This window comes from Paenibacillus sp. yr247 (assembly GCF_900103825.1).
Classification (GTDB): domain Bacteria; phylum Bacillota; class Bacilli; order Paenibacillales; family NBRC-103111; genus Paenibacillus_E.
The window spans coordinates 1-11,830 of the sequence record NZ_FNIF01000004.1 but is presented as its reverse complement, the minus strand read 5'-3'; the positions used below and the strand labels follow the sequence as shown (position 1 = coordinate 11,830).

The 11,830-nt window shown below is 44.2% G+C and carries 10 protein-coding genes and 1 pseudogene; all 11 read left to right on the top strand.

Annotation, left to right across the window (positions count from 1 at the left end; genetic code table 11):
- Positions 1 to 162: 162 nt before the first annotated feature.
- A complete protein-coding gene (locus BLT91_RS10755; RefSeq protein ID WP_090820626.1) occupies positions 163 to 1,035 on the top strand; it encodes an NAD-dependent epimerase/dehydratase family protein in 873 nt (290 codons plus the stop codon).
- 323 nt (positions 1,036 to 1,358) lie between these two features.
- Entirely contained in the window at positions 1,359 to 2,750 is a 1,392-nt protein-coding gene (locus BLT91_RS10750) for an extracellular solute-binding protein (RefSeq protein WP_090820624.1), read from the top strand.
- On the top strand, positions 2,747 to 4,534 hold the full coding sequence (locus BLT91_RS10745) for a cache domain-containing sensor histidine kinase (RefSeq protein WP_090820622.1): 1,788 nt from the start codon (positions 2,747 to 2,749) through the stop codon (positions 4,532 to 4,534). Before BLT91_RS10750 ends, BLT91_RS10745 begins: the two co-directional genes overlap by 4 nt.
- A 5-nt stretch (positions 4,535 to 4,539) precedes the next feature.
- Positions 4,540 to 5,661: a response regulator gene (locus tag BLT91_RS10740; RefSeq protein ID WP_090820620.1), complete on the top strand. Its 1,122-nt coding sequence runs from the start codon at positions 4,540 to 4,542 to the stop codon at positions 5,659 to 5,661.
- A gap of 223 nt (positions 5,662 to 5,884) precedes the next feature.
- A complete protein-coding gene (locus BLT91_RS10735; RefSeq protein ID WP_090820618.1) occupies positions 5,885 to 7,246 on the top strand; it encodes an ABC transporter substrate-binding protein in 1,362 nt (453 codons plus the stop codon).
- Positions 7,247 to 7,320: 74 nt separating this feature from the next.
- On the top strand, positions 7,321 to 8,277 hold the full coding sequence (locus BLT91_RS10730) for a carbohydrate ABC transporter permease (RefSeq protein WP_090820616.1): 957 nt from the start codon (positions 7,321 to 7,323) through the stop codon (positions 8,275 to 8,277).
- Between the two features lie 11 nt (positions 8,278 to 8,288).
- Positions 8,289 to 9,146 (top strand): carbohydrate ABC transporter permease, encoded by an 858-nt coding sequence (locus tag BLT91_RS10725; RefSeq protein WP_090820613.1) that lies wholly within the window; start codon positions 8,289 to 8,291, stop codon positions 9,144 to 9,146.
- A gap of 26 nt (positions 9,147 to 9,172) precedes the next feature.
- Positions 9,173 to 9,331 (top strand): hypothetical protein, encoded by a 159-nt coding sequence (locus BLT91_RS31475; protein ID WP_175532229.1) that lies wholly within the window; start codon positions 9,173 to 9,175, stop codon positions 9,329 to 9,331.
- Positions 9,328 to 10,536, top strand: a complete 1,209-nt coding sequence (locus BLT91_RS10720; RefSeq protein ID WP_090820611.1) for an MFS transporter — start codon at positions 9,328 to 9,330, stop codon at positions 10,534 to 10,536. Before BLT91_RS31475 ends, BLT91_RS10720 begins: the two co-directional genes overlap by 4 nt.
- A gap of 369 nt (positions 10,537 to 10,905) precedes the next feature.
- On the top strand, positions 10,906 to 11,073 hold the full coding sequence (locus tag BLT91_RS10715; protein ID WP_090820609.1) for an aminoglycoside adenylyltransferase domain-containing protein: 168 nt from the start codon (positions 10,906 to 10,908) through the stop codon (positions 11,071 to 11,073).
- A gap of 493 nt (positions 11,074 to 11,566) precedes the next feature.
- Positions 11,567 to 11,830, top strand: a pseudogene (locus BLT91_RS10710) (hypothetical protein); the annotation flags it as partial.

Sequence of the window (11,830 nt, the reverse complement as noted above, 5' to 3'; positions counted from 1 at the left end):
ATGGTCTTCGACGTGTTTCTATTATCCCCATTCATGTTAAAAGTAAAATAAATTCAAAGGTATGAAGGGTCTGCAATTGATTAATTTTTTATACACTTGGAGGTGTATCATTTGAGGTTGACGAATAGATAACATAAATAATAAGTTTGGTGGTGTTAATTCATGAAAGTTCTTGTTACCGGTGCTGCCGGCAATGGTGGTCAAGCAGTCTGCAGAGCATTAATTCAAGCAGGTTTTTCGGTTAGGATGGCAGACGTTATGCCTCCAAATGCGGACGATTTGCGAGAAATCGAATTCGTTAGGTGCGACACGAGAACCCCTGGTGATGTACGTCTAGCTGTAAAAGGAATGGATGCTGTTGTTCATCTAGCAGCATGGCATTGCGCACATCATCCACCCGTAAGCGATGAAACGATTTTTGCTGTAAATGTTGATGGAACATTCCATGTTCTGGAAGCATGCAGGCAAGCTGGGATTCAATCTATTGTATATGCCTCTTCAATGGCATATGGATGGGGGTCGGTCTATGGAGTTACTAAAGTTATTGGGGAAGATCTGTGTAAGACTTATCATGAAATGACTGGTGCATCGATAGCCATGCTTCGTTACCACGAGTTCATACCTCGCCCTTACTTAGAGTTCGGGGCACGGTTGCTTCGGAATGGAGTGGATAGAAGGGACGTTGCTACTGCTACAGTTGCTTCTGTCAAGGCAGTTCTGGAGAAGAAAGTGGGGCTTTTTCGAACAATTGTTCATACGAATCACGGTATGCCTATAGAAGTAATCCAAGACTTCAACAAATATGGTCCAGAGTGGTGTGAGACACAGGTTCCTGGGGCAATACATTTGCTAAAGAAATACGAGATTGAATTGCCTGAGAAAGTGGAACAACATGACCTTTCTGAGGCTGAAAAGACAATTGGTTGGAAACCTCGTTATGGCTTCCTTGAGTTTTTAAAAGACTTAAAAGCACGCGATGAAAAAGGGATCGATGTTAGACACTTGAAGGTGCCTTCAGAAATCCCGGCGATGTGATATAGAAAGGGTAATCTCTTAATTCGAAACTACTAGCTACATTGAATCTCTTGAGCGATTTCTAAGCCAACAACGAGATGGTTAGAAGATAATAATTCATCTACAGGAATCTAACGAAGAACGATAGTGAAGGAGCTTACCTCACGGCAGCTCCTCTTTTTGTTCATTCAGGTAACGGACAGAAAACCGCAAGAAGGGTTTTGGATAATAATGGATAATTATTTTTCTACACATCAGTAGATTCAATCCATACGATTATCTAGATGAATGCTTAGGAATCGTGAAGAAATTCGCAGTATAATTCACGGAGATTAGGTGGGAACATGTTGCTTGGCAGATGGTTTATACGGGTTTTTCTCATCTTCGTTCCTCTTTCCCTCTTATCTGTGTTCTTCTTGTTCATCCATACGACCGTTGAAAAGGAACGGTCATCCGTCGGCACACTGGAAGAAGAGCGAGGGCCTCAAGTCGAATTGGAGTTTTGGAATACATGGGTTCATAATGAACCTTGGCAGGAGATTATCTTTGAAAGAATGAAAAGTTTCGAAAAAGTGCATCCGGAGATCAAACTCCATATGGATGCCATTCCTCATGATGAATATAAAATCAAAGTAAAAGCCGCCGCGGCCGGGAGGGAACTTCCCGATCTCCTGGTGGTATGGCCAGGAGCGGAAATGCGTCCGCTTGTGGCAGGGCGGTCGCTTTCGCCCATAGATGAGATTGTAGGCAATTATAAGGACAAATTGATTCCGGCCAACAAACTGATGGATTACGCGGTCGGCGGAAAGCAATATGCGATCCCGACGGTTGTTAGCTTTACTAGCATTATTTATTATGACAAGGCTTTGCTTATGAACAAAGGATATACGCATTTTCCTGAAACTTACGGGGAAATGAAGCAGCTTCTGACCTTGCTCCGCAATGATGGGAAGATTCCGATCGCTTTGGGCAATAAAGCCAAATGGGTGCTGCAATCCTGTTATTTATCGACGATCGGGAGCCGCTATACCGGAGACGAGTTCCTGTCGGAGGCAATCCGCGGGGAGAGAAGGTTTACCGATCCGGAATTTGTAAGCGCTTTACGCGTAATCGAGGAATTGAATAAAATGGGAGCTTTTAATGAAAACATGAATAGTTTGGACAATAACCAGCAGGACGATCTGTTCATCGAGGGGAAGTCCGCGATGGTAATTGACGGATCTTGGGCCCTGCCCAAAATCTCGCTACAGTTTCAAGGACAATTAGGCTTGGCGGCGTTTCCTGCCGTTAGCGGCGGCAATGGAAGCACAACGAGCTTATCCGGGGTGACCGGCCAAGGAATTGCCATAAATGCTGATCTGTCTCCTGCCAAGAAAGCAGCCGCTCTACAATTCATTCAATACATAAATAACGAAATTACCTATAAGAAGCTGTTGCAGAGCCAAATGCTTGTGCCCGCTAATATACCCGTACCCAGATATGTGGATCCGGTGTTTAAAGAAATGTTCGAACTCACAAGCAGGGGAATTGCTCCCGTTTACGATGCAGTGCTTCCAAGCGACTTAATAGATACTATGAATAAGCTCCTCCAAGATATGACGACGCGAAAAGGCTTCGGACCCGAACAAGTCGCTCAAGCGTTACAATCCAAGATGGATGAAATACGAAAGGGGCAGTTCGACAGCATAAAAAGCGTCAATAATCCAAATGTCGCAAAAAAGGAAGAGGCACCATGAAATGGACCATCATTCGATTCAAAAATCTAAGCCTTAAATGGAAATCCTTCCTCATCTTTATGATACTTGTCTCCATTCCCAGTCTTGTACTGGGGGCTATCGTTTTATTTCAAACGGATCAAATGTTAAGGCGGCAAGCCGTGGATTCCACTGTACGTGTTTTGGATACGCTCGCCCAGAATGTAACTTCCATCATGGAAAACGTAGAGGATGTCTCTTCGTACATGATTTATGACAATCAGTTCCGAAAATACTTGTATGGAGGGAAGGATCAAGAAGAAAAGGAGTTCAGCAACCTGCAGGACAGTATTCATGCATTTAGCGCATTTCAAATTATAAATAAGAGATATTTGGATTCCATCCAACTTCAGGGCCTAGATGGCGTGTTACTTACAATAGGCGACCCGGTGACGGTAGATGAAAGCAAGTGGGTCCATGCAGCGGAAGAGGCGCAGGGCGGATATGTGTGGAGCGGCGCTTATCCCGTAAGAAGCACGTGGACAGGGGAACAAAAATATGTCATCTCTTTGATCCGGCAGATCCATGACATAAACGATTTAAATAAAACCATCGGTTTGGTGCGAATCCGTTTGAGTGAGTCCTATATTTATTCGCTGATTAGCACGAAAGGCTTTTCGCCATTGACAGGATCGGTCTCTATTGTTGACAGCGCCGGAGAAATTTTGTCCTATGAAAATAAATTTTACATCGGCAAAACGTATCCGGATCCTGTGCTGGTCAAGCAAATGAATGAGGGAAAGAATCTGTTCTCTTATTCGAACAAATCGGGCGGTTATCTCGTTGTTGCCCGAAAGATCGATCATACGAATTGGTATCTTGTCGCCAAGGTCGACGAGTTTGAAATTATCAAAAATTTAGATGCAATTCGAACTTCGATTAAAGGGATGACTCTGTTTTCCATTACTTTGGGAATCATGGCTTTAATAGGATTTTATTGGGTGATTATTCGACCGATTATCGAATTGACCCGCATTACCATTCAGGTCGAACAAGGCGATTTTGAACCCAAGTTCAAGGTCAAAAGTAATGATGAAATCGGAAGACTCGGTCTTCGTTTCAATAAAATGCTGCGGACGATTCAACGTTTGATAGAAACGAAGTACAAGCTTGAGATTCAGCATAAGGAGTCTGAACTAAAAGCATTGCAAAATCAGATCGACCCGCACTTTCTCTACAACACGTTGGATACGATTCATTGGACCGCACGGTTGGAGAATGCCAAGGATACCAGCAAGCTCATTGTGGCGCTCTCCAAGTTGTTTCGCATTAGTTTAAGTAAAGGAAAGCTGTGGATTACACTCGAACAGGAATTGGAATACGTAAGAAACTATTTGATACTGCAAAAACAAAGGGTACGCTTTCCGCTTTATTACGAAATTGATAGGGAAGACCACCTAGCAAACGTCCTTGTACCCAAAAAAATTATTCAACCATTGGTGGAAAATTGTATTATTCACGGTTTCAAAGAAAATCGCGAATCAGGGTCTATCGAAATCCGTTGTACGTCCCAGGATGGGAGCTTATTTATCGATGTAATGGATGATGGGGAAGGTTTTAATCCACAACAGGCACATAGCGTTATTACGGGGGATTCGGAGCATGGCTTTGCCCTAAGAAACATTCAGGAGCGGCTCACGCTGCTGTTCGGGGAAACCTGCGGTCTGCAATTTTTTGGTGGCGAGGGAAATGGGGCTCACGTCCGAATCACTCTGCCTATCATTCACAACGAAGAAGCGATGAACTATAGGATGGGAAAGGGGTAAAGAGAATGAAAGCTAGGGTATTAATCGTAGATGACGAACCAGTGATATGCAGGGGACTCAGATTGACGGTTCCTTGGGAAGAGATCGGGGTAGAAATAATCGGCGAGGCGTACAACGGGGAGCAGGCGCTGGCTATCGTACAAAAAACGCCGGTTGACGTTATTTTAACGGATGTCAGAATGCCATCCATGAATGGACTTGAGCTCGTGGAAATTTTGCACCGTGAGGACTACCGAATCAAAATGATTATTTTAAGCGGATATGATGAATTTACTTATGCAAAAAAAGCGATCCGCTTCGGCGTCAGAGATTATTTGCTTAAGCCGGTCGACGTCGATGAGCTCATGGAAGTTATTAGGAGATTAGTTTTGGAAATCAAGAAGGAATCAGCTGGGCAGGCGGGGCTAGAGACAGCCGAAGGGTCCGATCGTAAGGGGGTGTCCCCAACGCCGGAGCATACCGAGAGAACAGAGGGTAAGCTTTATCCGAGAGAGCTGGAAAAACGACTGCTGGAATACCTTTTTCAACATCGCCATGACGATCTCCGCCAGACCGTGGATCATTTATTTGCCTATTTTAGCCAGCATCATTATTCATTTGAAGATGCTTTTCAGGTGTGCCTGGAAATACTTATGCTCGTTCACCGTCGGTTTCGGGAAACGGCTTGCTTGAAGGATTTGGCGCCTCAATTGTCAAATCCGTCGAATGTGCAGGGGAGCAAATCCCTTACTTCACTTATGCACATGTTTTGGGGTACGCTTGCTAAAACCTCCGAGCTATTGAAACGGGGCAGCGTCGGGAAAAACCGCTGGATTATCCAAAGAGTCAAGAATTATATGCTTGAGAACTATCACATAGAGCTTAAATCGCGGGAGCTCGCCGAAATGATTCATGTTACGCCCAACTATTTCAGTTCCATTTTTAAACAGGAAACCGGAAAATCCTTCAATGAATATTTGAACGAGATTCGAATTGAGAAAGCAAAGGAAATGCTAATAACAACCACGGAGCTGGTAGGGACCATCGCCTTGACAGTTGGTTACAATGATTATAAATACTTTTCCAATGTATTTAGGAAATATTGCGGTGTTGTTCCTTCGGAATTTCGGGAACTAAGCAAAGTTTAGCAAACAAAGTTTAATTTTTTCGACTATATCGTAATTTAGTGGGATATGGAAGTAAGGGAAAATGTCATAAAATCAAGAAAGCGGTTACATATCTGGTGTGCCGACTAATTGGGCAGGGAAGGGGATCGAAGGCACCGCTTGGTCATGGACGGGCATGCCCAACATCAGCAGTTGTAGTCATTCCATTCAGGAAAATCCTTAGGGGAGATCAGGAGGTCATCCAATGCAAAAAAGAGGAAAACCGATTTTGATTACACTTGCTTCGCTAATAGCCACATCCACACTGTTATACGGTTGCTCCAATTCGCAGCCCGCAGCGGGCGGTGGCGACAAGTCCGGGAGCAGTAAAGAAAAAGTGGAAATCACTTGGCTAGTTAGAACCGACCCTAACATGATCGACTGGGAAAAAGATATGATCTCGGGTTTCCAACAGGCAAACTCCAATATTACGATTAAATTGGAGCAAATTCCGCAAGCTGAAATTGACCAGCGTTTGACGACGATGATCTCTAGCGGCAAAGTGCCCGACGTATGGTCCGCCAACTGGGCAAACTCCGGCTTTGCAACTTATAACAAAATGGGCGCTCTCCTCGACCTGACTCCTTACGTGAAGAAAGACGCCGACAAAATGGCTACAATTAACAAAGATATCATGAACATTTACAATATTAACGGGAAAATCCTTGGAATTCCTATGCTGGCAATCGGCAGCTTCATGTTCTACAACAAGGATCTGTTTGATAAGGCAGGGGTACCGTATCCGCCAACAAGCTGGGACGATAAGTCCTGGACCTATGACAAGATGCTGGATACAGCTAAGAAACTGACTCATGATGTGGGCAATGCGGATAAGCAGGTGTTCGGCGTTCTGAACAGCATGAGCCCTAATCTTCAGTCTTGGGGATTTGGCGGGGACTTCTTCAAGGCGGACGCCTATAAGACAGCTGTAATGGGTGATCCAACGGCATCTTCCAATCCGGCTAATAAAGAGGCTATCCAATTTAACGTTGATCTGATTCAGAAATATAAAGTGGCTCCAAACCAAACGACACTGGACGCGGTTTCCGCGATTGGAGACCCGTTCCTGACCGGCAAAGTGGCGATGGTAGTCAACGGCGGTTGGGGATTCTGGAGCTACCAGTCTGCTAAATTCAAATGGGGCGTAGCGCCGATTCCGTATCATGACGGCCGTAAAGTCCCTCTTTTCGTAGATCCGTGGAACATCAGCGCGAAGAGCAAGCATCCAGCGGAATCTTGGGAATTTATTAAATATCTTGTCGATCCAAAAGGTGGCGGCAAGACATTCATGGAGAAAACGTCCGCTACCCCTGCTGATACTTCGCTTGCAGATCTGTGGTACAAACAAATTGCAGATAAAGTTGGCTTGAAGGTAGAGGATGTTAAGGGGTTAAACGAAGGCGCCATTAAAAACGGACGTGAAGCGGATAACCATCTCATCGATAAGTTCGCCGTCATCAGTACCACGATCGGCCAAACGATTACTGGCGTATGGAACGGCCAGAAGAGCGTGGACGACGGCCTGCAGGAGATTGACAAGAACCTTCGATCCTTGAACATGAAATAACAATATCTTAATATTTTTTGCAAAGTTTCCCTTGGGATGGACCAAGGGAAACTTTGTCAAATCGAGGTGATTTGATGAACCAAACCAATCAGGCTAGAACTCAACTTGGGGGAACGGCTGTACTTATCAAAAAGAAGAGGAATCCGGAGCGTGCCAGGGAGGAACGAGCATTTTGGTATTTTATCTCTCCTTGGGCCATTGGGTTTTTGCTCTTCACCGGAGGGCCTATATTAGCGTCTCTTTTCCTTAGCTTCGCCGATTATAATGTTGTGGACTCCCCTAAATTCGTCGGACTAGGCAATTATACCGCTTTGTTTCAAGACAAACTTTTTTACAAATCTTTGAGCGTGACTTTTTACTATGCCATATTGTCGGTCCCGTTCACCATCATTTGTTCTCTGGTGCTTGCAGTGCTCTTAAACAACAAAATCAAAGGACAAGCGGTGTTTCGGACGTTGTATTACACTCCTTCGATCGTATCAGGCGTCGCCGTTTCCTTTCTGTGGTCTTGGCTGCTGAACCCGGATTTCGGGGTTGTGAATTCGCTCCTAAGCCAGTGGTTCCATATCAAAGGACCAGGTTGGTTTACCAAACCCGATACCGTCATTCCTTCCATGGTGCTGATGCAGCTTACCTCGCTAGGGGGAACAATGGTGATCTTTCTGGCCAGCCTGCAGAGTCTGCCGTCCGACCTGTACGAAGCGGCATCAATCGACGGAGCAGGCAGATTTAAAAAGTTTTTCAAAATTACCATTCCGCTCATTTCACCCGTCATTTTATTTAACGGTATTATCGGCATCATCTCTTCGTTTCAGGTTTTCACACAAGCCTATGTTATTACAAAGGGCGGTCCGGACTGGAACTCGTATTTTTACGTTTTGTATTTATTTAACACCGCTTTCGCCCAGTTCCGGATGGGGTACGCATCGGCGCAAGCCTGGATTTTGTTTATTGTGATCTTCTTGCTGACAATGCTGTCGCTTTGGGTATCCAGACGGCTTGTATATTATGAATATGACAATAAACAGTAGGAGGGAATGGCATGTTGAGAAATCGCAGAATCACTCACGGCGAGCTTAGCGGAATTAGTAAAACGGTCGTTTACGTACTTTTGCTGTTGGGATTGTTGTTGTTTGCTTTCCCATTATTTTGGATGCTGACTACTTCCCTGAAAGATCTTGGAGACGTTCATAAGCTGCCGATGACCTGGATCCCATCGCCGTTCCGCTGGAGCAATTACGCAAAGGTGTTCCATGATGTCCCCTTGGCCCGATATATCCTCAACACGGTGAGCTATACGGCCATAACAATGTTTGCGGTTGCGTTAGCTTCTTCGCTGGTGGCCTTTGGATTTGCTCGATTGCGTGCGCGAGGCAGTAAATTTTTATTTTTGCTTGTCTTAAGCACCATGATGATTCCACCGCAGGTGACGTTGATCCCGCAGTATCTGTTATTCAATAAATTCGACTGGATCGACACGTATTTGCCGCTGGTCGTTCCGGCATTTGGCGGCAGTGCGTTCATCATTTTCCTGCTTCGCCAATTTTATATGGGGTTTTCTAAAGATTTGGACGAGGCGGTGAAAATCGACGGCGGCGGCTATTTTACGATATACCTGAAGATCATTTTGCCTCTTTCGATTCCTTCTCTGGCGACGGCGGCCATCTTGGAATTTATGTACAGGTGGAATGATTTGATTGGTCCGCTCATTTATTTAAGTAACGGTGACAAATACCCTCTATCCCTGGGGTTGTCCAACTTTACGGCGGCTTACTCCGCTACCCCTTGGAATTTGTTGATGGCTGCTTCCGTAGTAGCTGTTTTGCCTCCGCTGCTGTTGTTCTTTTTTGCGCAAAAATATTTTATACAGGGTATTGTGATTGCCGGTTCTAAAGGATAGCTTCATGAAAGCGAAGTGACGGAAACTTGAAATGGGATGTTAGTTCCTACAACCCGTATAAGTCGTTAACCTCAGGGGAAATGAAAATTCTGGATGTAGTGGAGTGGATCGACGGCGTTGGGGGTGAGCATGTGGAAATCGTACCTCTCGGCTTTCAAATGGACGATAATCGCGAACGACGATGAGACTTGTTTCAGATGTGAGACTCTTTTTGACTGTCGGAGGCGCGGGAAAGCTCATATCCATCATGCTGCTGTACGGTATAGGGACAGGAATCCTGGCGCCCATGAACGCCATCTATTTGCATGATCTCCTCGGCTTGACCAAGGGGGAAGTGGCTACAGTATATTCCGTTTCGCTCCTGCTGAATATGATCACCACAATTTCAGTAGGCATCGTCAGCGATCGCATGAGGCATAAAAAAAAGCTGCCGCTCTTGGCGGCTTTGATTTGTTTGGCCGGACTGTCCCTCTATATGCGAGCGGATGGTTTCGTGGGCGCGTTAATCGGCATGTCAATTGCTACGGCTCCCTCGGGGCTTATCATGGGTCAACTGTTTGCGATGGCGCGAAACCATTTTGCGTTAAAGGCCCCTTCGATCTTGGAAATGTCCCTAGTATGGCTCCGGGCCGGATTCAGCGTGGGATTTTTTATTGGGCTGCTGCTCGGGGCCAATCTTTATCTGCTTTTCGGTTTTCAGGGTGTGTTTATAGGGAATTTATCGGGGTACATCGGACTGATCGTTATTTTGCTGTTATACAAGGAAGTCAGCCCTACTCATTCAGAGGTGCCCAGGGGGAAAGCGGAGCCTTTCTCTCTTGTGATGCTGCTCGCTCTACTAATGCTCACCTGTGCCGATTCCATTCGCGGCTTGTATTTACCGTTGGTTGTGAACCATTTATTCGGGAAGCCGCAGCTAATGTCGTACCTCTGGAGTGCACAAGCTGTATTTGAGCTGCTGTTTATGACGATAACCAGTTATTGGGCGGTCAAGTACGGGAGTAAGCAGATAATTGTACTGGGAAGCGTATTTGCGGTTCTCGCCTATATACTTTATGCGACTGCCGCACCTTTGCCGCTCTTTTATGCGGTTCAGCCTTTCTATTCGTTTTACGTGTCAATTCTGTACGGGGTGGCCATGGGAGTTGTACAGAGGATGTTTGTCCACCGTACGGGATTCGGGTCGAGTTTATACGTATTTCTGACGCAGGGTGCTTCTTTAATCGGATATTTATTGCCGGTGCTTCTAAAGGGGATTTCGTCTGCCATTTTTATCATCCCGATTATTTTGGTCTTATGCGCCATCTTGATAATTACAAGGCTTATAGCGCGCGAAAAGGCTGTAAATAGCAAGGTTAATAACGCGAAGCTCACAGAGGGGAAATCATGAAGATCAGCATTTGCAAGGAATTCGGATGCACGCAGCTGGATCCTTGGAACGCTCACCCGTCTACGATCGAGAAGGGGAGGGAAATGGAGTGTCGTCCAATTTTATGACTAAAGAGAATACTTTTAATGATATAAATCCAAGTCCTACAAGGTTTTCAGAACTTAACGAACTACTTATTAATCTAGTTACATCTGCTAGAAATATTCTTGGAGATAATTTTATTGGAGTTACGAAAGTTACATGATGAAATTCCTACCCGACAAGGACACTGGACACATCATTTAGAAGGCTCATATCCAATTGCCTCAGAATTCAAGACCCTAGAAAAATTGGATGCGAAATGGTTGTATATAGACACCTAAAGAAATAATGAGAGATGAAGCAAAAAAATTACTAGTCAATATTGTTGAAGTTACTCACAGTTGGATGCCACCCACAATCGCTTGGGGACAAAGATATATTGTTACAACAGCATGTAGAATGTTATATACAATAAAAACTGGTGAAGTAACATCTAAAGCACATGGTTTAGATTGAGCTGCAAAGAATTTAGATTCTCGTTGGTTGAATCTGTTAAAACAAGTAAAGGAAGATAGAAAACTTGGATTTGACGAAAATACTACGCCACGAGAAGGAAGTTTGCAGGAAGCATATTCCTTTGTAAAATATGTTCAGAGTATTGATCTAATAGAATGATCACTTTAAAATATTGAGAATTTTATTATATTTTTGATGTTGTGAAAAATTGTACTTAAACTCTATTTCATAGAAATAATTAACTTGTAAAAAAGTATTGACTAATTTAATGTAAGTTAGTATTATAATAAATGTAATCGGAATTCCTTACACAATATCAAATACAAACAGTAAAGATGTGAGGGTTATAACGGGAAAAAGTAAGTTCGCGTTTGATGCCACAAAAAGTTTTCAGAAATTTCTTTTGGATATTATCTGTTGTCATTTATCTTAAAACAAAGATATTTGAATTAGAGATAATTACCTGACAAAAAAACAAAAGGAGCTAAAAACAATGAAAAAATATCTTACAGGCCGCACAGTAACAACACTCGCACTTTTAACTGCTGTCGTATCGACAAGCGCATTCGGATCTATGATGGTTGCAAAAGCGGATACACCTGCTGCAACTAGCCAAGATACAACTGCGATTCATGCAAAAGCTGTTCCATCTCCAAGATTGTTAACACCGACGAACCACACGCTGCTCATGATCGATCACCAGCCGCAAATGGCTTTTGGTACTTCGTCCATTGACATCGCGACATTGCGCAATAAC

Coding starts and splice junctions, on each gene's coding strand:
- BLT91_RS10755 (WP_090820626.1), top strand. CDS start 163: ATGAAAGTTCTTGTTACCGGTGCTGCCGGCAATGGTGGTCAAGCAGTC.
- BLT91_RS10750 (WP_090820624.1), top strand. CDS start 1,359: ATGTTGCTTGGCAGATGGTTTATACGGGTTTTTCTCATCTTCGTTCCT.
- BLT91_RS10745 (WP_090820622.1), top strand. CDS start 2,747: ATGAAATGGACCATCATTCGATTCAAAAATCTAAGCCTTAAATGGAAA.
- BLT91_RS10740 (WP_090820620.1), top strand. CDS start 4,540: ATGAAAGCTAGGGTATTAATCGTAGATGACGAACCAGTGATATGCAGG.
- BLT91_RS10735 (WP_090820618.1), top strand. CDS start 5,885: ATGCAAAAAAGAGGAAAACCGATTTTGATTACACTTGCTTCGCTAATA.
- BLT91_RS10730 (WP_090820616.1), top strand. CDS start 7,321: ATGAACCAAACCAATCAGGCTAGAACTCAACTTGGGGGAACGGCTGTA.
- BLT91_RS10725 (WP_090820613.1), top strand. CDS start 8,289: ATGTTGAGAAATCGCAGAATCACTCACGGCGAGCTTAGCGGAATTAGT.
- BLT91_RS10720 (WP_090820611.1), top strand. CDS start 9,328: ATGAGACTTGTTTCAGATGTGAGACTCTTTTTGACTGTCGGAGGCGCG.
- BLT91_RS10715 (WP_090820609.1), top strand. CDS start 10,906: ATGAGAGATGAAGCAAAAAAATTACTAGTCAATATTGTTGAAGTTACT.